This window comes from Zafaria cholistanensis (assembly GCF_008580665.1).
Classification (GTDB): domain Bacteria; phylum Actinomycetota; class Actinomycetes; order Actinomycetales; family Micrococcaceae; genus Zafaria; species Zafaria cholistanensis.
Map to the genome: position 1 here is coordinate 43,467 of NZ_BKDJ01000009.1, position 20,869 is coordinate 64,335.

Below are 20,869 nucleotides of genomic sequence, written 5' to 3' on the forward strand. Positions count from 1 at the left end.
TCCAGTCGGGTCCGACCCCGGCGGCGCCCCTCCGCCTCCGGCCGGGCGCCGCCGTCCGCCGCTGGCCACCGTCGCTGGAAGTGGGAGTGGACGTGGATTTCGTGGCGCCACTGATCCGCCTGCCGTGGCGGCACCACCGGCAGGTCAGCGTGGTACCGGCCGGCCAGGGGCCGCCGACGGCGGTGAGCTTGCCGCCCGCCCGCGCCCTGCCCGCAGCCCGGACGGGAACGGCGTCCCGGCCGCCAAAGGGTCCAGGCCTCCGGCCCGATCCTGTTGGCCCGGAGGCTAAAGCTGCCGGGGATTCCCCTAGTCCCATACGGTCCATGGCGCTAGCGTGGCCGGTGACACCCGGGGACAAGCCCCGGCCCGCCATCCAGGAGGAACCATGGCCAACCACGTCTACAACGTCACGGAAATCGTCGGATCCTCTCCCGAAGGGATCGAAGCGGCGGTCAACAATGCCATCGGCGAAGCATCCAAGACCCTCCGGAACCTTGACTGGTTCGAAGTCACCTCGGTACGCGGGAACCTCGACGAAGGACGCGTGGCCGACTGGCAGGTCACCATCAAACTGGGTTTCCGCCACGAAAGCTGAACATCACAAAAGCCGAACACCGAATTTTCGCGGCCGCGCCCGGCCCCGGCACGAGCCTGGCTCCAGGCCGTGCCGGGGCCGGGGCGGCCGAGAGCCATCGAGCTGTCCTGGTTCCGGCGTTTCCGGCCCTGCTCCGTATGAGTGCACCCGTGTGGGTGCACCCCCGCGGGCGCACCCCGGGGCGTCCGACGCCGGAGGCGGGAGCGCGGTGACGGCTTCACATGCCTCCGGGGTGTTGTTAGCGTGAGGGGCACAGGCGCGCCGGAAACCCGCCAGCGGAAGGAACCCGAGGGTCGGATCCGGCCGGAATCACCACCCGAACCACAGCCGGCACCACGCCCAGTGGGCCCGTCAGTCTTCTGGGAAGCCGGCGCGAGGAGGAACGATGGCCACCTGCGACATGTGCGGCAACGAGTACCAGAACACCTTCACCCTGAGCCGCGCCGGCGAAACGATGACCTTCGACAGTTTCGAATGCGCCATCCACATGATGGCGCCGAAATGCGGCCACTGCGGCTGCCGGATCCTCGGCCACGGGGTCGAGGCGCCCGAAGCGGTGTACTGCTGCTCCCACTGCGCGCGCCAGGCCGGCCATGAGCAGGCCAGCGACCGCGCCTGACCAGGGACGGACCATGGCGCTCATCGGATTCCATGCCTCCCACGAACAGGCCGGCCCCACGCAGCTTCTCAACGACGTGCGCCACGCCGAGGCGGCCGGCTTCCAGGCCGCCATGTGCTCGGACCACTTCAACCCCTGGACCTCGGCGCAGGGCCATTCGGCCTACACGTGGGCTTGGCTGGGTGCGGCGCTGGCCACGACGGGCCTGCGCTTTGGCACCGTCACCGCCCCCGGCCAGCGCTACCATCCGGCCATCCTCGCGCAGGCAGCCGCCACGCTGGCCACGATGTATCCGGGACGGCTGTGGATGGCAGCCGGAACCGGGGAGAACCTCAACGAGTCGGTGACCGGGGAACCGTGGCCGCCCAAGGACGTGCGCAGCCGGCGCCTCGCCGAGTCCGTGGACGTGATGCGCCGGCTCTTCGCCGGTGAACGGGTCACCCACCGCGGAACCATCCACGTCGAGGACGCCAGGCTGTGGGACCGGCCCGGGGAAGCGCCCAAAATCCTGGCCCCGGCCATTTCCACCGAGACGGCGGCCTGGTCCGCCGGATGGGCCGAGGGACTGATCACGATCAACCAGCCGGAGGAGCAGCTCCGAAAGGTTATCGACGCCTACCGCGGCGCCGGAGGCACCGGCCCGCTGGCCCTCCAGGTCCACCTTTGCTGGGCACCGGAGGAGTCTGAGGCGGAACGGATCGCCCATGAACAATGGGCGGGGAGCAGCGTCGCGCCGCCCGTCACCTGGGACCTGCCGACGCCCGAACACTTCGAGGCCATCGCCGCGCGCACCTCACCGCAGGAGGTCCGCGGGTCCGTGCTGGTCTCCTCCGACCTCTCCGAACTCACCGACCGTGTGGCGGCGCTGGCCGCACTCGGATTCGACGAGGTCTACCTGCACCACGTGGGACAGGAGCAGACGGCGTTCATCGACGCATTCGGGGACCACGTCCTGCCGCATCTGGCTGAGCAGCCATGAGCGTGGCTAAGGCGCCATGAGACTCACCGACACCTCCGACCTCTGGTGGAAGACCGCCGTCATCTACTGCGCGGACGTCGAAACCTTCCACGACGCCAACGGGGACGGCATCGGGGACCTTGAGGGACTCGGCCGGCGGCTGGACCACCTGGTGGAGCTGGGCGTCACCTGCCTCTGGCTCATGCCGTTCTATCCGACGCCGGAGCGGGACGACGGGTACGACGTCGTCGACTTCTACGGCGTGGACCGGCGCCTGGGCAGCCTCGGCGACGTCGTCGAACTGGTCCGCACCGCCAAGGACCGGGGCCTGCGCGTCATCGCCGACCTGGTGGTCAACCACACCTCCAGCCAGCACCCCTGGTTTCTCCAAGCGCGCGAGGACCCAAAAAGTCCCTACCACCAGTACTACGTGTGGCGCGAGGACAAGCCGCCGGACACCTCGGGGATGGTGGTGTTCCCCGGCGAGCAGGAGGCGATCTGGACCAGGGACCGCAAAGCCGGAAAGTGGTATCTGCACCACTTCTACAGGCACCAGCCGGACCTGAACCTGTCCAACCCGGCCGTCCGGACGGAGATCGCGAAGATCGCCGGATTCTGGCTGGAACTGGGCTTCGACGGGTTCCGCGTGGACGGCGTTCCGCAACTGCTCTCCCTGGGCCCGCCGAACAAGCCGAAAAATGACGACGTCGCCAACCCCCACGAGGTGCTGCGGGACCTGCGCTCCTTCATCGGGCGGCGACGCGGCGACGCCGTGCTGCTCGGCGAGGTGAACATGCCCTACGACGGGCAGCGGTCCCTCTTCGGGGAGTCCGGTGCCGCCGAACTGGACCTGATCTTCGATTTCGTGGCGATGCAGTACCTCTACCTCTCGCTGGCCCGCGGTGATGCCAGCGCCCTGGCCACCGCCCTCAAGAACCGCCCGGCCATCCGGCGCGAGGCCCAGTGGGCGGTCTTCGTGCGCAACCACGACGAGCTCACCCTGGACCAGCTCACCGAGGCCGAGCGCGGCGAGGTGTTCGCCGCCTTCGGCCCCGCCCCCGAGCACCAGGTCTACGGCCGCGGCCTGCGCCGGCGGCTGCCGCCCATGCTTGATGGCGACCAACAATGGCTGCGGATGGTGTATTCGCTGGTCTTCTCCCTGCCGGGGACCCCCACGCTGCTCTACGGCGAGGAGATCGGCATGGGCGAGAACCTGGCCGCCCCGGGCCGGCACGCCGTGCGCACCCCGATGCAGTGGTCCCCGGATCCGGGCGCGGGCTTCTCCACCGCAAACCCCAAGGCGTTCCCTGCTGCGCTGGTCGAGGGCCGGTTTGGCCCGGAACGCGTCAACGTCGAAGAGTGCAGGTCCGACCCGGAATCCCTGTTCAACTTCCTGCGCCATGTGATCGACGTCTACCGGCGGCACCCCGAGCTCGGCTGGGGGGAGCTGGAAATCCTCGACCAGCCGCTGCCCTGCGTGCTGGCGCACCGCGCCGCCACCGGCGAGGCCTCGATCGTCGCGGTCCACAACTTCTCCCCCGAGCCGGTCAGCACCTCCGTCAAGCTGCCCGGCGTCCAGCCCGGACACGAGCTGCACGACCTGATCTCCGCGCGATGGCGCCCCGGGCCCGGCGCCCCCCAGGGCTCGGACCCGCCGCTCGTGGTCGACGGCGAAGGCCGGGTCGCGGTCCAGCTGGGCGCCCGCGGCTTCCGCTGGTTCGGCGCCCCGCAGGCACCGGGAACACGGGGTTCACAGGCGGACCTCCCCGATCTGGGGTGAAAGGCCCGGGTGGCCGGTTCGAAACAGTCCAGCCAGCGGGTCCCGGAGCTGGTGCCGGGCGGCGACGGCCACCGCTGCGCCGGGCTGTTCCAGCGCCTGCGCGGCCACTCCCGGATGCTGGTGACGGCGGGTCCGGCTCGGTAGCGTGAAGCGCATGGCCATCAAACTGGAGAATGTTGGCATTGCGGTGCGCGACCTGGAAGAAGCCATTGCCTTTTTCACCGACCTTGGCCTCACGGTCATTGGCCGTGACACCGTCCGGGGCGCGTGGGCCGACACCGCCGTCGGACTGGACGGCAACCATGCCAACATCGCACTGCTCCAAACACCGGACGGCCACGGGCGCCTGGAACTGTTCGAGTACATCCACCCCGAAACGGTCGACCCGGGACCCGCCCGGCCCAACGGGATCGGGATGCACCGCGTCGCCTTCTCGGTCGACGACCTCGACGCGGCCCTGGAGACCGCCGCGAAGCATGGCTGCCGGCCGCTACGCGGTGTGGCAGCGTACGGGGACACCTACAGGCTCACCTACGTCCGCGGTCCCAGCGGCATCATCGTGATGCTCGCCGAGGAACTGAAGAAGGCCTGACGGCCCGGACCGGCGTGGCACTAGGACCTGAACCAGCGTGCGCGCCGCACCGCTCCGAACTGCGCCTTCTCGGCAGCGTACGCCCGCGTCGGACCAAGGAACGGCGCGGTCGGCCCGCCGGGGGCAAGGAAGTCGACGTCGACGCGCCCGACCTCGCCGTCGCCGTACTCGATGTAGCACAGCCCCTTGCCGCCGCGCTCGGGACCGCCCCGGCCCCTGACCTCCCGTACGATCTGCGCGGCGACGACGCGGGCGGCGCTCTCGGCGAACGTCCCGGCCTTGGGGATGCCGGACTCGGCGCAGTCCCCGAGCGCGTAGACGCCCGGGAACCGGGTCCCGTACGTGAGCGGATCGACCGCGACCCACCCGTCCTGGGTGAGGCCGGCGCGGACGGCAACCTCGGGGACCCGGTGCACGGGGATGCCGATGAACAGGTCGTAGGGCTCCTCGTGATCCTTGTATTGGGCCATTTTCCTCGCGGGGTCGATCCCGTAGACGCGATGGCGCTTGGTGTACTCGATGCCGCGTTCGGCCAAGGCGCGCTCCAGGGCCGCGGACGCCTCCCGCGAGACCGGGATCGGCGCGTGCTGGGGCGAGACGATGTGGAGCGCGCTGGCCTCCCGGATCCCGCGGGCGGCGAGCGCATCGTGCACCAGCAGGATCCCCTCGTACGGGGCGGGCGGGCACTTGAACGGGATGCCGAGCACCGCGAGCAGCACCCTGCCGCCGCCGAATGCGGCGAGTTCATCGCGCAGCCGCGCCGCGCCGGCCACGGTGTAGTACTCGAAGCCGCCATCAGCGAACCCGGGCGTGGCGGCCATGTCGTACTCGGCGCCGAGGGCGACCACCAGCAGGTCGGGATCGTAGGTTGCCGCATCGGTCACTACGCGCCGCGCCGCGGGATCGATCGCCACCACGCGCTCGCGGCGGAACTCCACGCCCGGCTTGGCGAACCGCGCGTACGGGATGCGCACCTCGTCGCCGGTGCACCTGCCGGCGAGCACGTCGAGCTTCGAGAACCCGAAGACGAACGCGTCCTCCTGGTCGACGAGGGTCACCGCGACGTCGGCCGCGAGGCGCTCGGACAGCAGGGTCGCCAGCTCCAGGCCGCCGAAGCCGGCACCGAGGATCATGACGTTGGTCGCCATGCCCCCACTATCCGCCCCGAAGGGCGCCGCGTCCATGCCGGCCACGGTACCGGTGGCCGGCATGGCTCAGAGCGGGGCCGGGCCCGTGGGGCCGGGAGGGAAGGACCATTCCATCCCTTGGTACAGGCCTTGGTACAGGAGGCCCCCGCGCTGGGAAAGCGGAAAGCCCCCTTAGGAGAGCAGTTCCAGTTCCCAGTCCTTAACGTCGGCCACCGGGTCGAACAGGCTGGCGTCGAGTTCGTTCAGGGGCCGTCCGGTGCGGACCCGGTCCGGCCAGTCCCTGTTGCCCAGGGCCGCCTTGCCCAGGGCGACGACGTCGGCCGCGCCCTCGGTCAGCATGGACACGGCCGTCTCCGGGTCGTCCAGGTGGCCGTTGGCGATCACCGGCAGCCCGGAATGCCGCTTGGCCAGGGCGGCCAGTGAGGGTCCCCCGTCGCCGAAGGCCGGCGCGTAGGCCTTGTACTCGGTGGTGTGGAGGAAGTCGATGCCCGTGGCGGCCAGGGTGGAGAAGATGACTTCGGCCTCCGCGGCGCCGCCGGCCCACCGGTGGTCGTGGTCGCTGACCTTGGCCTGGGAGATCCGGATGCCTACAGTCAGGTCCGGGCCGGCGGCCTCGCGCACGGCCCGGCAGATTTCCGCGGGGAAGCGCACCCGGTTCTGCGGGGAACCGCCGTACTCGTCGGTCCGCTGGTTCAGGTAGTCGGTGAGGAACTCATCCAGCAGGTACCCGTTGGCGCCGTGGATCTCCACGCCGTCGAAGCCGGCGTCCCGGGCCCGCAGCGCAGCGGCCACGAAGCCCTCCCGGACCTCCTCCATCTGTTCCCGGGTGATTTCCGCGGGCACCCGGTACGGGCCCTCGCCGCGGTAGAAGCCCAACTGCTCCCCCTTGGGGGCAACGGCCGAGGGGCCGATGGTGGAGTCCACGAAGCGGTTGCCCTGGGCCTGGGAGCCGGCGTGCATGAGCTGGGCGAAGATCGTGGACCCGGCGGCGTGGACCGCGTCCACCGCCGCTGCCCAGGATCTGGCCTGGTCGTCGGTGGCCAGGCCGGGCTGGTACAGGTAGCCCTGGCTGTAGGCGGTGTCGGGGTAGATGCCCTCGGTAACCAGCAGGGCGAAACCGCCCCGGGCAAAGGCCTCGTAGTAGGAGACCATCTTCTCGGTGACCAGCCCGTCCGAGGTGGCGCTGACGCGCGTCATGGGGGCCAGCGCCACGCGGTGGGGCAGTTGCGTGGAACCGATCTGCAGGGGCGACCAGAGCGGAGCGAGGTTCGTCATGGGATCTCCTTGGATTCTTCAGGGTTGGGGCCCACCCTATGGTGACAGGGTTACACCGAACCGGGCCGGCCAGTAAAGGCCGGTGCGGGCCTGCGCCGCGTTACGGCTTTGTACCCCGTTTGAGCTTTGTCCCGTTTCGTCTTTTGTCCCACGGGGCCTTCGGACGTGCCGGCCATGCCTGAAAACGCACCCGCGCGGGCGGGGATCCGGCCCCCAGGCCCCTTATCCGGCTCCTCCACGAACTCCCGCCGGAACCCGGGGACGGGGTCCAAGGACAGGGCCGGGCATCCATGCCGTGGCGCGGCCAGCCTTGACCCCCGCGCCCATTGGTAGGACGGTTGTAGGGATCTGGCGGCCGGCGTGAAGGTGGCGGTGTGATGCGGGCAATGGTGTATCGGGGGCCGTACAAGGTCCGGGTGGAAGAGAAGGACATGCCCAGGATTGAGCATCCGAACGATGCGATCGTGAAGGTTACCCGGGCCGCGATCTGCGGCTCGGACCTGCACATTTACCACGGGATGATGCCGGATACGCGGGTGGGCTCGACGTTCGGGCACGAGTTCGTCGGCGTGGTCCACGAGGTCGGCCCCTCGGTGCGGAACCTCCGTCCCGGTGACCGGGTCATGGTGCCTTTCAACATCTATTGCGGTTCCTGCTACTTCTGCGCGCGCGGGCTCTATTCGAACTGCCACAACGTGAACCCCAATGCCACGGCCGTCGGGGGCATCTACGGGTACTCCCACACCTGCGGGGGGTACGACGGCGGGCAGGCCGAATACGTGCGGGTCCCCTTCGCCGACGTCGGACCCGCGCCGATCCCGGACTGGATGGACGAGGAGGACGCGGTCCTGCTCACCGACGCCCTGGCGACCGGGTACTTCGGCGCCCAGTTGGGGGACATCGCCGAGGGCGACACGGTGGTGGTTTTCGGCGCCGGGCCCGTGGGGCTGTTCGCGGCCAAGTCTTCGTGGCTGATGGGTGCGGGGCGGGTGATCGTGGTGGACCACCTTGAGTACCGGCTCGAGAAGGCGCGGACGTTCGCCCATGCCGAGACGTACAATTTCGCCGAACACGACGACATCGTGGTGGACCTGAAGAAAGCCACCGACCACCTCGGCGCCGACGTGGTGATCGACGCCGTCGGCGCCGAGGCCGACGGCAACCTCACCCAGCACATCACCGCCGCCAAGCTCAAGCTGCAGGGCGGATCGCCCGTGGCGCTGAACTGGGCGATCGACTCCGTCCGCAAGGGCGGAACCGTCTCCGTCGTGGGGGCCTACGGCCCGATGTTCAGCGCCGTGAAGTTTGGCGACGCCGTCAACAAGGGCCTGACGCTGCGCATGAACCAGTGCCCGGTCAAGCGGCAGTGGCCCAGGCTCTTCGAACACATCCGCAACGGCTACCTCAAACCCAGCGACATCGTCACGCACCGCATCCCGCTGGAACACATCGCCGAGGGCTACCACCTGTTCTCCTCCAAGCTCGACGGCTGCATCAAGACACTGATCGTTCCGAACAACCACTAGGCGGGAGAGACGACCATGCCCTACACGGCGCAGAAACCGCCCCGGCCCAGGACCGCCGACCAGTTGCGGCGGGAGATACCCGGGTGGGGCGTGGACCTGGACCCGGCCGACCGTCCGTCCGTTCCCCGGGAGCGCACGGACCTGGACACCGGGGCCCATTGGGACTTTCCGGAGCGCCAGGAGGAAAGGCAGCCCCGGGAACGGTCCATTGAGCACAAGTTCCTCCCCCCGGTGTTCGGCACCTCGATTCCCCTGAAGGGCCTGTCCGGGAAGGTCAGGAGGCTGGCCTACACCCGCTACAGCGAGGCGCGGGCAGCGCACTGGCTCCTTCTGCTTGCCGGGGACCGGATCGACGCCTGGGAAAGCCATCTCCGGTCCCTGGCAGGCCCGCGCCCGGACAACCCCCTGTCCGAAACCGGCATCCCCGCCGAACTGCACGGACACGGAATCACCTCCCGACGGGAGGGCAGGCGGGCGGACCTGGCCCATCAATGGATGGACCCGCTGGTCGTTGCCGGACCGTGGGTCCTGGCCGTGACGGGTGCCGCCCTGGCGGTCAGGGCCCTGTGGCGCCGCCGGTCCTGACCCACGGGCACACCCGGTGGTCCACGCCTGAAGGCGCGCCCGGCCACCTCCGCAGGCCATCGCCGCGGCGGACCTTCCAGCGCCTAGGATGGCCCCGTGAAGTCCCTCCGCCGCCGTGCCGCCACCACCGCTGCAGGCTCAATTGCGGCCGGCTCGATCGCGGCCGTCCGGGAGGATGCCGCCTCGGCGGCGGCACCGCGGGGAACGATCCGCTACGCGTTTGCCGCTCCCGCCGAGGTCCGGGCCGCGGTGGCGGCCTTGGGCGGTTACCCGGCCGTGCTGGGCGCCGAGGCCGGCAGGGCCGCGGGGCTGCGGGTGGCCGCGGATGCGGAGGCGTTCCTGGCCTCACGGGCCCTGCTGCGCCTGCTGGCCGCGTACGTGCTCACCGGGTCCGCCGCTTCCGCCGCACTGGTGGAGATCACCCGCCGCTGCGGAGACTGCGGCGCCGCGGACCACGGCAAGCCTGAGGCGGGCGGCGCCGCGGTGTCGCTCTCGCGCACGCGCACCCTGGTGATGGCCGCCGTGGGACCGGCCGGCACGATGCTGGGCATCGACGTCGAACAGGTCATGGATGCCGGACAGGACTCCGAGGCAGGACAGGGCACCGACGCCGGAGAAGGCACCGCGCCCGTGCGCCCGGGACCGGTTGGCGGCTTCGTTGACGGCTTCGATGCCCTGGCCCTCTCCCCCGCCGAACGGGCGCTGCTGGCGGCCTCCCCCAACCCGGGCCTGCTGCGGATGGCCGCGTGGACGGCCAAGGAGGCGGTGCTGAAGGCCACCGGGGACGGGCTGCGGATCGAGCCCCACCGGCTGACCGTCCTGGACCCGGCCCTGGCGGCAGGGCGCCTGTTCCCGCCGGAGGCGGCCTTCCCGGTCTCGGCCCCGGACCTGCCGGCGGCAAAGGCGCTGTGGGTCCGCTGGATCGGTGCGGGCCCGGCCCACGTGGCGGCCCTCGCCTCCGCCCCCGCGCTGCCGGCCCTTGAGGTTCCGCTGTCCGGGTTGGCCCCCGGGGGCGGGTAGCGCTCCCCGGAGGCCGGTGCGCCGGGATACGGAAACGCCAGGCTGCTGAAACGCCCGGCTACTGAAACGCCCGGCTACTGAAACGCCTCGGCCTCGGCGATCGTGCGCACGGTGCGCAGGAAACTGTCCGGATTGAGGGAGATCGAGTCGATGCCCTCCCGCACCAGGAAGGCCGCGAAGTCGGGATGGTTGCTGGGCCCTTGCCCGCAGATACCGATCTTGATGCCCGCGGCGTGGGCCTTGCGGATGGCCTCGGCGATCATGGCGGTGACCGCCGGGTCGCGCTCGTCGAACAGGGCCGCCAGGTCCGCGGCGTCGCGGTCGACGCCCAGGACCAGTTGGGTGAGGTCGTTGGAGCCGATCGAGAAGCCGTCGAAACGCCGGGCGAACTCCTCGGCCAGCACCACGTTGGAGGGGATCTCGCACATCACGTAGACCTGCAGGCCGTCGCGGCCGCGCTCCAGCCCGTTGGCCGCCATCACCCCCAGGACCTTGTCCGCCTCCCCCGGGGTGCGGCAGAAGGGCACCATGGGCACCACGTTGGTGAAGCCCAGGTGCTCGCGCACCCGTACCAGGGCGCGGCATTCGAGCTCGAACCCGGCGCGGTAGCGCTCGTCGTAATAGCGGGAGGCACCGCGGAAGCCCAGCATGGGGTTCTCCTCCGCCCGCTCGAAGCCCTCCCCGCCGAGCAGGTGGGCATATTCGTTGGACTTGAAGTCGCTCAGGCGCACGATGGCCGGACCCGGATGGTAGGGGGCCGCCAGCCGGGCGATTCCGTGGGCAAGCGTGTGGACGAAGTATTCGGAAGGGTCCGCGAAGCCGGCCGCCAGCTCGCGGATGCGTCCGAGGGCGGCGGGGTCCCGGACGCGTTCGGGGTGCACCAGGGCCATCGGGTGGGCCTTGATCAGGTTGCCGATGATGAATTCCATCCGGGCCAGGCCCACCCCGGCCGCCGGCAGGCGCCACCAGCGGAAGGCGGCCGAGGGATCGGCCATGTTCACCATCACGTCCGTGCGGGGGCGGGGCAGGCCGCCCAGGTCGACCTCCTCGGCCTCGAAGGCCAGGGCGCCGGCGTAGACGCGCCCCTGCTCACCTTCGGCACAGGAGAGCGTGATCGTGTCCCCGTCGGCGAGCAGGGCGGTGCCGTTTCCGGTGCCAACGACGGCGGGAACGCCCAGTTCGCGGCTGACGATCGCCGCGTGGCTGGTCGGGCCGCCATGATCAGTGACGATTCCGGCGGCCCGGCGCATCACCGGAACCCAATCCGGATCCGTCATCTCGGCGACCAGGATGGCGCCGTCGCGGAAGCTGGCCAGGTCGGCCGGGCTGCGGACCAGGCAGGCCCCACCGACGGCGATCGATTCCCCCACCGCACTGCCGGTGAGCAGCAGGGGCCCCTTGCCGGTGAGGTGGTGGACGGTGAACCGGTCCCCGCTGCGCCGGGCCTGGACGGTCTCGGGCCTGGCCTGGCCTGGACCATGAAGAGTTCGCCGGTGGCCCCGTCCCTGGCCCACTCAAGGTCCATCGGGCGGCCATAGTGCTCCTCGACGGCCAGGGCCCAGCGGGCCAGGTGGATGACCTCCGGCTCGTCCAGGACCCGGGCACGGCGTTCCTCCGGGCTGGTGTCCACCGTGAGGGTGCTTCCGTCCCCGGCCAGGACCATCTTGCGCTCCTTGCCGCCGGTGGCGGCACCGATGATGGGCACGGCCCCCGGGCGGGCGAGCAGCGGCTTGAAGACGGTGTAGCGGTCCGGATCCACGGAGCCCTTTACGACGGTTTCTCCCAGGCCCCAGGCCGCGCTGATCACGACGGCGCCCGGGAAGCCGGTGTCCGGGTCGATGGAGAACATCACCCCGGAGGCGCCAAGGTCGGAGCGGACCATGCGCTGGACCCCCACGGAGAGCGCGACATCGAGGTGGCCGAACCCCTGCGCCTGCCGGTAGCTGATTGCCCGGTCGGTGAACAGTGAGGCGTAACAGCGCAGGCAGGCCCGGAGCAGGTCCTCCTCCCCGGTGATATTCAGGTACGTTTCCTGCTGTCCGGCGAAGCTCGCATCAGGCAGGTCCTCGGCGGTGGCGCTGGAGCGGACGGCGACCGCCGGCCCGTCCAGTCCGGCCCGGGCTGCCAGGGTGCGGTAGGCCTGGCGGAGCGCACCCGCGAGCGCGTCCGGCAGGGTGGAGGCAAGGACGAGGTTGCGCAGCGCCGAGCCGGTGGCCTGCAGGCCGGCGCGGCCTGCGCGAAACTCTTCGAGCAGGGCTTCCAGGCGGGGCTCGAGCCCATTGGCGGACAGGAAGGAACGGTAGGCGGCGGCGGTGGTTGCAAAACCGTCCGGAACCCGGACGCCGGCCGTTTTCAGGGCCCGGGTCATCTCCCCCAGGGAGGCGTTCTTGCCGCCGACCTGGTCGATGTCGCCGAGCCCGACCTCCTCGAACCACAGGATGTGCCGATGCCCCATTGCGTCCTCCCGTATGGCGCCCTTCCCCTGCGTGCTGGACTGGTGCTGCGCCGTGGTCCCGGCGCCGCCCGCTGTCAGGGTACGCCGCAGGGAGGGGAAAAGCACCGCCCGCGGGGCGGCCCGAAGCGGCGTCCGATCGGCGCCGGGGCCCGTGAGAAGCACCACAGTTTCCCGAAAATGCGTGTGATGTCCGTTACATTACGTGCATGGCTGCACGAACGGACGCGAACCAAGGCAACGGCGGACCACCCTCGGCGCGTCCGGACGGACCCCCGGGAGCGGGGGCTCCTCACAAGCCGGCGCGGCCCGGGATGTCCAGCACGGCGCCGGCACCGATCCGGGTGTCCCCGCCGCCTCCGCGCGTGGTCCAGGCGATGAGGTCCGCCTGGGTCGCCAGCTTCACAGTGGGGGTGGCGGCCTGCCTGGTGGCGTATTTTTCCCGCGACGCCACGCTGGAGCACCTTAAGGGGCTGGTCATGCAGCGCCAGACCGTCGGGCACGAGGTGGCGCTGGATGCCCTGGTGTCGACGCTGTTTTGGGGATGCCTGGGCACGCTTTTGGCCGTCATGGCCATCCAGGCCCTGCTGGTGAAAGTGATGATGAACCGGCACGGCCGCCTGCGTTGGGCCCTTCTGGCCGTCCTGCCCCTGCACGGGTTCGCCGTCGTCGTGGTGGACGCTTTCCTGGTTTTGCCCTCGGGCGCGGGAACGGCCACCAGCGTCCTGCTGCTGGCGCAGCTAGCGTTGAGCGGGGTGGCGCTGGTGCTGGGCGTGCTGGACGGGACCAGTGCCTGGTTCCGGGCGAAGTAGGACCCGGACCCTGTCCGGGCCGGCCGCGGGTGCCAGAAGGGCCAGCGCGGCCTCGCAGCTGCGGATGACGGTCCGGTAGTCCTCAAGGGCGGCGCGGTCCGCCAACGGGTTCGCGGCGGCCCGGCGCCATCGGCCCAGGCACTCCAGGGCGCGCGCCCGCAGCTCCCCGTCCGAGGCGTCCCCTCCGGCCATCCCCAGCCGCTCCGCCGGCGTGTCGCCGCCTCCACCCACAAGGCGCCCCGCCTCGGCGGCAAGCCACGGTTCCACGGGCAGCCGGCCTCCGTGCACCCGGGCCGCGGTCCGCAGTTCCGGAAAGTCCTGGGCGTTGGCCCGGACGCGTTCGAGCGACTCGGCCAGCCGGATCGCTCCGGGGCGCGGGCGCGTCCGGAGCAGGGCCTCGATGCCGTCCAGGACCGCGCACGCCTTCAACCGGCTCCCCTGTGCCACGAAGCCGGCCGAAATGAGCTCCAGCAGGCCGGCCAGCCCGCTGCGCCGGGCGAGTTCGCGGGACAGCGGAAGCGGCCTGTCGGTTCCCCCGCGGATCAGGGCGGCGGCCAACCTGATGCCAAACAGGCCGAACCGTTCCAGGAGCCGGGCCCGCAGGTCCGGGTCCATATCCTCCGGCCCGTCCGAGCGGACGAACCGGTCCGCGGAGAGCAGAAGCCGCTCCCGCGCGCTTCGGTCGAGGCCGGCCAGTTGCACCAACGCACCGAATTCCTCCCGGTGCAGGGTGCGGGCCGCCCGGGCCAGCAGGCCGGCAACCGGGACCACCCCCAGGGCCAGGTCGCGCAGTGCGCCCCCGCGGGCATACTGTTCGGCACAGGCGCCCGCGGAGATGAGCGAGCCGATCCGGCCCGCGCCAATTTCGTCGGCCCGGGAAAGCACCACCAGGACGTTGGCGGCGCCGGCGCCGGGGGCGGCCGCATCCCGCAGCGCCCGCAAGTGGTCCAGGTCCGCCTCGCGCGGGTGGCGCATGAGGTACACGACGGCATCGGCCTCTGCGGCCACGCGCGGGGGAAAGGGAAGGCCGCCCGGTGCGGCGGGTTCGGGCAGGCCGGCGGGTTCAAGCGGGCGGGTGGGGTTCGGGTCCGGCGGCGAGGCCGGACCCGGGGTGTCGATCAGGGTCAGGGAGCGCAGCCCCTCCGCGGGCCACTCGATGACCAGGCGTTCCACCTCCTGCGCGGCCGGTCCGCCCAGGTCCACGACCAGCCGGCCGTCCCTTCGGTCCAGGCGCAGCGGGCGGGATTGGCCGGAAAAGGAATGGGCCGTGGCCCGGGGGGCGGGGCCATAGCGGTACCACACCACCAGGTGCGGGTGCCGGCGGGCCTCCTCCAGGGCGATCCCCTCGCCCACGATGGCGTTCAGCAGCGTGGTCTTGCCGGACTTGGCCAGCCCCGCCAGGGCAACCCTCACCGGCTCCCCCATCCGTTCGGCGTACCCGCGCAGCAGGGCGCACGCGGCCGGATCGTCCCGGTAGACCTCCAGCGTGTCCCGGATGAGCCCGCCCACCGCCGCCCTGACCGCGGCGTTCGTGCCTACCGCGTGCGTACCCGTTCCGTTCATGCCCGCCCCGCTCCGGCCCGCTCCGGCCCGCCGTGTTCCTGTGTGCCGTGTTCTTGGAGGCCCTGTTCCTGGAGGCCCCGTTCCGCTTCTTCCGTCCCGAGCCCCTGCGGCCCGTCCCCCGGGTTCGCGTCGGCCGCCGCCAGGCGGGCGTCCAGCGCGTCAAGGCGTCCCAGCCGGTCCCGGATCTGCCGGATGCGCCCGTCGCGTTCGGCGGCGAAGGTGGCCGCGGCCTCCTGGGCGGCGTGGGAGGAGTCGGTCAGGGACCGGTGGTGCTCTTCCGCGATGTCCGTGAAGTGGTCCCGGGTCTCGCGCTGGACCAGCCGGAGCCTGTCCTTGAGCTGCTTGCCCACCTGGAAGACGACGTCGTCGATGTGGCGGCGCACCAGGGTCTTGGCGTCGCCCTGGCGGCGCTTGAGGCGGGCCTGCCGGTCCTCCTGGTATCCCTTGGCCCCCAGCAGCACCCCGGCGCCCACGGAGATGGGGTTGATCAGCGGCATTCCGGCCAGTCCGGTGAGGAGGCCGAACATCAGGACACCTCCGTAGGAACCGCGCATGCCGATCAGCACCTTCTGGAAGAAGCCGACGTATCCGCGGTCCAGGTCGGGCACGGGGGCGACGGGGTCCAGCACGCTGCCCGTGTCGCCGACGCGCAGTTCCGGCAGGGCCACGCCGTCCGCGGCGAAATGCTCGGCCACCTCGCGGGCCAGCCACGCCGCGCGGCCGTCGGTCCACACGAAGGTGTCCGATACCGCCGCTGCGACCCGCTGCTGAAGCCACGCGGAGAAATCGGACCAGACGGGGCCGGGATCGCCCTGGTCGATCGCCGTTTCGGCTTCCCGCTGGATGTGCCGCAGCCGGTCCCGGAGGTCGTGCTCGAGGTCCGCGATCAGGTCGCCGACGCCGTCGTTGAGCGTGGTTTGCCACCGGGCCGAACGGCGGCGCAGTTCGTCGGCCCGCTGCCTGGCCGCCTCCAGCTCGGCAAGGCGCCGGGGCGTTCCGGACGGGTTCTCCAGGGCGTCCAGCTCGGTCCGCAGGGACAGCCGCAGCTGGTCGATGACGGACCGAAGGTCCTGGGCGGCCCGTCGCTGGCGGGTGCGCCGGGCCTTCCCGACCACCTCCCCGCGCAGGTATGCCACCAGCGGTCCGTATCCGGATTCGGCGTGCAGCTCGCTGTCCTGCAGCCGGGCCGCGTGCAGCCGCAGTTCGGCGGAGACGGGAAACAGGGGAATGGCCGGGTCAATGCGGTCCAGGTGGTCCCTGTCCGCGACGGCCACTTCGCGCCAGTGGGGATAGATGTCGGTCTTGGTCACCACGCAGGCTACGTGGGGCGTCAGCTGCAGCCCCTGGCGCAGGAACCGGAGCTCGGACTCGGTAAGTTCCTGCGAGGCATCGGTGACCAGCAGCATCGCGTCCGCGCTGCCCAGGGCGACCAGGGCCGCCAGCTCGTGGGCCGAATGCACGCCCCCCACGCCGGGAGAATCCACGATGACCAGTCCGTCGGCCAGGAGGTGGCGCGGGACCCGGACCTCGGCCCCCAGCAACCGCATGCGGTTTCCGGCGTTGCCCTTCGCGGACACATAGGTCCCGATCTCCTCCAGGCCCACGGGCCGGCGCTCGGCGGTGGCCGCTCCGTCCCCGAACGGGTCACCGTCCTGCGGGACCAGGACTGTCGCGGACGGGGTCTCCCCGTGGCGGACCACGGTGGGCACGGAGGTGGCCAGGACATCGTCCACCGGGCAGGCGGGGGCGTTGACCAGGGCGTTGACCAGTTGGCTCTTCCCCTGCTTGAACTCCCCGACCACGACCACGCGGACGTCCCGCTCCAGGAGCCTGCGGCGCGTGTTTTCCAGGCGGCGGCGCAGGTCCGGCCGGCCGGCCGGTTCCGCCTCGGCAATGCCGTCCCCGAGCAGGTCAACCAGTTCAGCCACGTTTCCTCCTTGCGCTTGCGGACAGGCCCCGCGGGGGCCTGTCCGGCGGGGCGGCGCCCCCGGCCGGACAGGCAGGGGCCCGCGGGCCCCTGCCCGGGCGGCTGGCGCCGGGGTGCTGTTCCCTACGGTGCGTCCACGCCGCCTGCCGCGGGCAGGTCCACGTCGAGGTCGACGTCGTTCTCCTGTACCACGACCGAATCGTCGATGTCGGTGAACTCGGGCTCGTAGCGTTCGATCTCCACGTTGACCGAGTTGTCCTCCACCTTCGTGCGCGAGGTGCCGGCGGTGACGTTGTTGTTGCTGCCTCCGGAATGCACCTCGGTCGAGGCATCGGTCCTGACGTCGGCCCTGGAGCTGCCGCTGACGGCTGCGGACCCGGCGCCGGAGGACGACGCCGAGTGGTCGCCCGAGGTCACCACCGATTCGTTGTCGAAGTTCTGGGTAACGTCGCCGTTGGCCCAAATGTTCTGGTTCACGGACTGGTCCGTGATCGTGTCGCGGTCATCGACCTTCGAGGTGTAGGAGTACTCGTTCACGATCCGGGTGATGTGCTCCACGGCGCGGTCGTAGTCGCCGCCGCTTCCCCCACTGCCCCCGCTCCCGCCGCTTCCTCCACTGCCCCCGCTGCCGCCGGCGCTGAAAGCACCAATGCCGCCGCCACCCCCACCGCCGCCGCCGCCGGCACCGCCGCCGCCCCAGCCAAGGTCGCTGACGCGCCCGCTCAGGTCGAAGTCGGACTCGGGGTCGTTGCCCTCGATCGTCGAGTCGTTGCCGCCGGTGTCATAGTCGCGGTCGAATGAGACATCGGAGAAGTCAACGAGGCTGGGCAGGACCGCGTCCACGTCGGAGGAGCAGACATTGCCCAGGCCGGCGGCACCAAGGGACCGGTCGGGGTCCTCCTGGAAGGCCTTCACGGCTCCCGGGTCCTTGAAAAGGTTCATCATGAAGTCGAGCAGAACGGTCGAAACGTTCGTCATGCGAGGCTCCTTCAGGCCGAAAATTCTTCGGATGTGCAGTCTGTCGGACAAGTGCCCGGCACCCCTAACCTATGCGGGCCACACCGGCCCCGCATCGGGACTCATCCCCTAATGGCGGATCCCCCTATAGGGGGTCCCGCCCCGCGGGCCGGGGGGAAACTGGGGGCACTTGAGGGGGCACTTGAGGGGCGCCAGGGGTTGACAGCTGCCCTCGGAAGTGCGCCGCGCAATGGGCCGCCGGGCTGCGTCGGGGAAAACCGGCGGGCACGGACGGCAGGGAATCGGGGACGTAACGGCACGCGCGGGACAGGGACCCGGAAAAGGGACCGGAAGGGGCGCCCTGGCAGGGGGTGGCCCGTCATCTGGCCCCAACAGGGGCGGCGTCCCCGCCCCCGGCCGCCGCCCCGGTTTCCCCGCCGTCAAGGACCAGCCGGAGCCGGGCCAGCAGTTCCGGGCGCGTGGCCGCCCCCAGCCGGTGCCGGATGCGGGCGATGTGGTGCTCCGCGGTGCGGGGAGAGATGAACATCGCCTCCCCGATCTCGCGGTAGGTCTTGCCCTGGAGGACCAGCCGGGCGACGTCCCGTTCCCGGGGGCTGAGCGCCGCCGCAGAGGGTGCCGGCCCGGCGGGCGCCTCCCGGGCAGGCTCTCCGCCGGCGGAGGCCCCGCCGGTGGACGCTCCCGATCCCCCGGGCGGGGGGGCTGCCGCAAAACCCTCTGCCGCCGCAGGGCCCTCTGCCGCCGCGTGGGCTCCGCGGCGCAGGTCCCGGGCGCAGGAGAGCAGCCGGTGCATGTCCCTGCGGTCATCCGCCCGGCCCGCGGCGTGTCCGGCCAGCCGCGCGCCCTCCCATGCCAGGCCGGCGCCGGCCAGGCCGTTCGCGGCGGATTCGACGGCGGCGGCGTCGACTTCCCCCGCCAGGACGGCGACCCAGGCCTTCCCCGCGGTGGCCAGCCGCGAAGCCAGCCGGGACACCGGCCCGTCCAGCGACGCGGCGCGGGCCAGCGCGGCGGCATGCGGGGCAAGGTCGTGCGGGCGTTCGGCCAGGAGCGCTGCCTGCATCGAATACCAGTGCAGCGGGACCGCCCACAGCGGCGGGTCTCCCAGCCGTCCCAGCACGGCCCAGGCTTCCTCCAGTTGCGGCTGCAACGGACCGTCGTCGCGCAACCGTGCGCCGGCTACCGCCAGCTCACCCAGCGGCAGGAGGCAGTAGAGATCCGCAACAACATGCATCTGGTGCTCCCGGGCCTTGCGCCAGGCGCGCACGAGGGCCGGGAGGTCGTCGGCGCGCCGGGCCAGGCCGACGGCGAGCGCGTGCAGGAACAGCTTGTCGCGGGGGGTCGCCGGATGGGCGCCCCCGGTGGCCTCGGCCATGAGGGCACGGGCCCGCTCCGGGCGGTCCAGCAGCATGTGGGACCACGCCTGCAGCAGCAGCATGCGGGGCCGGGCAGCCTTCCCTCCCTGTCCTCCGGCCAGTGCGGCGGCAAGGATCGATTCCGCCGTGCCGGGTTTTCCGCAGTGCAGGGCCACCAGGGCGGCCAGCACCGCGGGCAGTTCCGGCAGCGGCACCAGGGCGCCGGCGGCCGTGAGGGTGTCCGAGGCCCGGACCAGCGCCGACAGCGCCTCGGCGGCCCGTCCTTCCGCCGCGTCCAGGCAGCCCTGTCCCATCAGCGCCGCGGCCACGGAGTGGAGGGTGGGCGAACCGGACCGCACCGCGGTTTCCAGCATGCTCCGCGCCCCGGCCAGGTCCCCGACGCCGACCAGGGCCACGGCGGCCAGGGAGGAGGATTCCCCGGTCCTGGCCGGGCCCAGCCAGCGGTACGCGTCGGCGCCCCGGGCCAGCAGTCCGCGCCGGGACCATATGGCGGCGGCGGTGTTGGCCACCCGCTCCGCGTCCGGAGGACTGTCCAGGGCAAGGAGCCCGTCGACAATCCGCCCCGCCCCCTCCAGGTCTCCTCCCGCCAGTGCCGCCTGGGCCCGACGGGGTGCCAGGAGCACCCCGTCGGCACCGGCGGTTTTCGCTTCGTCGTACAGTTGCAGCGCGCGGGCGGGGTCGGTGCCCAGCACGCCGTCCCCCGCCTGCTCCAGGGCGCGGGCCACCCGGATATCCCGCACCCCGCTGCGGGCCAGGTCCCGGGCGACGCCCTCGAGGGCGCATCCGGTGGCCACGTAGCCATCAACCAGCGCCCGCTGGAGGCTGCGCAGCCGGAACCGCGGCATGGTGCCGATCAGGGCCTGGCGCACCAGCGGGATGAGGCGGCCGTCGGGCAGCAGCAGCCCGGCGGTACGGGCCTCGTCCACCAGTTCGTCAATGGTTTGGCCCGCGAAATCCGGCCATGGGGGTTCCACCTCGGCGGAGTCGAAGCCGGCGGCGAGCGAAAGGAGCACGTGGCGCAGGCCCTCATCGACCCTCTGCAGGTCGCGGCCGAGCTGCTCCGCCACGGCCTGCATCCCCTGGGGATCGAGCGCGACGGCGTCCCCGTCACCCAGGGCCGGCAGCGTCCGCGCGACCAGCCACGCCATGCCTCCGGTTTTGTCCAGCACGTCGGCCACCAGCGCCGGGGGCGCGGGGGCCCCGGTCACGGCCGCGATCCGGGCCTGGACCTCCCCGGGGCCCAGCGGGTCCAGGACCACCTGTGGCCGGTGCCGTTCAAGGGCCCGCACCAGCCTGTCCAGGGCCGGGGTGCGGGACGAGCTGCGGTAGGCGACCACAAGGTCGGCATGGTCGCCGTCGACCATCGACTGCAGGCGGCCCAGTTCCGTTTCGCCGAGCCGGTGGGCGTCATCGACCAGTACGGCCGACGGGACCGCATGTCCGGCAGGATCCGCGGGACTGGCAGGATACACGGCGGCGTGGTCGCGGCTGACGGGGATGCCGCGGGCCCGGTATGTCGCCTCCAGGCGGTCCAGCAGGGCGGTTTTGCCCGACCCTCCGGCACCTGCGATGCCGACCAGCAGACGTTCCTTGGGGCGCGCCGAGACGTCCGCGAACAGGGTGGCCGCATGCGTCCGGTCCAGTGGGCGCGCCGCGGCCATCGGATGGG

The 20,869-nt window shown here is 71.7% G+C and carries 17 protein-coding genes and 1 pseudogene; 10 read left to right on the forward strand and 8 right to left on the reverse strand.

The features are described 5' to 3' along the window. Positions 1-385: 385 nt before the first annotated feature. From NCCP_RS09605 to NCCP_RS09625, 6 genes are all read left to right on the forward strand, one after another. Positions 386-595: a dodecin gene (locus NCCP_RS09605; protein ID WP_149957035.1), complete on the forward strand. Its 210-nt coding sequence runs from the start codon at positions 386-388 to the stop codon at positions 593-595. Between the two features lie 385 nt (positions 596-980). Beyond that, entirely contained in the window at positions 981-1,214 is a 234-nt protein-coding gene (locus NCCP_RS09610) for a hypothetical protein (protein WP_149957036.1), read from the forward strand. 13 nt (positions 1,215-1,227) lie between these two features. Continuing rightward, positions 1,228-2,193: a TIGR03885 family FMN-dependent LLM class oxidoreductase gene (locus NCCP_RS09615; RefSeq protein ID WP_149957037.1), complete on the forward strand. Its 966-nt coding sequence runs from the start codon at positions 1,228-1,230 to the stop codon at positions 2,191-2,193. A gap of 16 nt (positions 2,194-2,209) precedes the next feature. Next, on the forward strand, positions 2,210-3,952 hold the full coding sequence (locus tag NCCP_RS09620; RefSeq protein WP_149957038.1) for an alpha-amylase family protein: 1,743 nt from the start codon (positions 2,210-2,212) through the stop codon (positions 3,950-3,952). Positions 3,953-3,961: 9 nt separating this feature from the next. Further along, positions 3,962-4,096: a hypothetical protein gene (locus NCCP_RS15440; protein ID WP_263970136.1), complete on the forward strand. Its 135-nt coding sequence runs from the start codon at positions 3,962-3,964 to the stop codon at positions 4,094-4,096. Positions 4,097-4,106: 10 nt separating this feature from the next. Beyond that, a complete protein-coding gene (locus NCCP_RS09625; RefSeq protein WP_149957039.1) occupies positions 4,107-4,544 on the forward strand; it encodes a VOC family protein in 438 nt (145 codons plus the stop codon). Between the two features lie 20 nt (positions 4,545-4,564). Here the strand turns inward: NCCP_RS09625 and NCCP_RS09630 are convergent, their stop codons facing one another. Both NCCP_RS09630 and NCCP_RS09635 read right to left on the reverse strand, forming a co-directional pair. Beyond that, on the reverse strand, positions 4,565-5,692 hold the full coding sequence (locus NCCP_RS09630) for an NAD(P)/FAD-dependent oxidoreductase (RefSeq protein WP_149957040.1): 1,128 nt from the start codon (positions 5,690-5,692) through the stop codon (positions 4,565-4,567). 171 nt (positions 5,693-5,863) lie between these two features. Beyond that, positions 5,864-6,967 (reverse strand): NADH:flavin oxidoreductase, encoded by a 1,104-nt coding sequence (locus tag NCCP_RS09635; RefSeq protein ID WP_149957041.1) that lies wholly within the window; start codon positions 6,965-6,967, stop codon positions 5,864-5,866. Between the two features lie 377 nt (positions 6,968-7,344). Here NCCP_RS09635 and NCCP_RS09640 point away from each other — a divergent pair, with 377 nt between their 5' ends. From NCCP_RS09640 to NCCP_RS09650, 3 genes are all read left to right on the forward strand, one after another. After that, positions 7,345-8,493 (forward strand): zinc-dependent alcohol dehydrogenase, encoded by a 1,149-nt coding sequence (locus tag NCCP_RS09640; RefSeq protein WP_149957042.1) that lies wholly within the window; start codon positions 7,345-7,347, stop codon positions 8,491-8,493. Between the two features lie 15 nt (positions 8,494-8,508). Further along, positions 8,509-9,078 (forward strand): hypothetical protein, encoded by a 570-nt coding sequence (locus NCCP_RS09645; protein ID WP_149957043.1) that lies wholly within the window; start codon positions 8,509-8,511, stop codon positions 9,076-9,078. Between the two features lie 96 nt (positions 9,079-9,174). Further along, complete coding sequence (locus tag NCCP_RS09650) at positions 9,175-10,098, forward strand: 4'-phosphopantetheinyl transferase family protein (protein ID WP_149957044.1); 924 nt, start codon at positions 9,175-9,177, stop codon at positions 10,096-10,098. A gap of 74 nt (positions 10,099-10,172) precedes the next feature. Here the strand turns inward: NCCP_RS09650 and ppsA are convergent. Both ppsA and NCCP_RS14995 read right to left on the reverse strand, forming a co-directional pair. Further along, positions 10,173-12,553: pseudogene (ppsA, locus tag NCCP_RS09655) on the reverse strand (phosphoenolpyruvate synthase). A gap of 289 nt (positions 12,554-12,842) precedes the next feature. Beyond that, positions 12,843-13,004: a hypothetical protein gene (locus tag NCCP_RS14995; protein WP_172627360.1), complete on the reverse strand. Its 162-nt coding sequence runs from the start codon at positions 13,002-13,004 to the stop codon at positions 12,843-12,845. Between the two features lie 25 nt (positions 13,005-13,029). Between NCCP_RS14995 and NCCP_RS09660 the strand changes: the two genes are divergently transcribed. Continuing rightward, positions 13,030-13,362: a hypothetical protein gene (locus tag NCCP_RS09660; RefSeq protein WP_149957045.1), complete on the forward strand. Its 333-nt coding sequence runs from the start codon at positions 13,030-13,032 to the stop codon at positions 13,360-13,362. Here the strand turns inward: NCCP_RS09660 and NCCP_RS15000 are convergent. The 4 genes from NCCP_RS15000 to NCCP_RS09680 all read right to left on the reverse strand — a co-directional run bounded on the left by NCCP_RS15000 (position 13,291) and on the right by NCCP_RS09680 (position 20,861). After that, a complete protein-coding gene (locus NCCP_RS15000) occupies positions 13,291-14,925 on the reverse strand; it encodes a GTPase family protein (protein WP_172627361.1) in 1,635 nt (544 codons plus the stop codon). The genes NCCP_RS09660 and NCCP_RS15000 overlap by 72 nt on opposite strands. Continuing rightward, positions 14,922-16,853: a dynamin family protein gene (locus tag NCCP_RS09670; protein WP_149957047.1), complete on the reverse strand. Its 1,932-nt coding sequence runs from the start codon at positions 16,851-16,853 to the stop codon at positions 14,922-14,924. Before NCCP_RS09670 ends, NCCP_RS15000 begins: the two co-directional genes overlap by 4 nt. Positions 16,854-16,975: 122 nt before the next feature. Then, positions 16,976-17,830 carry an IniB N-terminal domain-containing protein gene (locus NCCP_RS09675; protein WP_149957048.1) on the reverse strand — a complete coding sequence of 285 codons (855 nt, stop codon included), beginning with the start codon at positions 17,828-17,830 and terminating at the stop codon, positions 16,976-16,978. A 358-nt stretch (positions 17,831-18,188) separates the two neighbouring features. Continuing rightward, on the reverse strand, positions 18,189-20,861 hold the full coding sequence (locus NCCP_RS09680) for a LuxR C-terminal-related transcriptional regulator (RefSeq protein WP_225873776.1): 2,673 nt from the start codon (positions 20,859-20,861) through the stop codon (positions 18,189-18,191). Between the last annotated feature and the right edge of the window lie 8 nt (positions 20,862-20,869).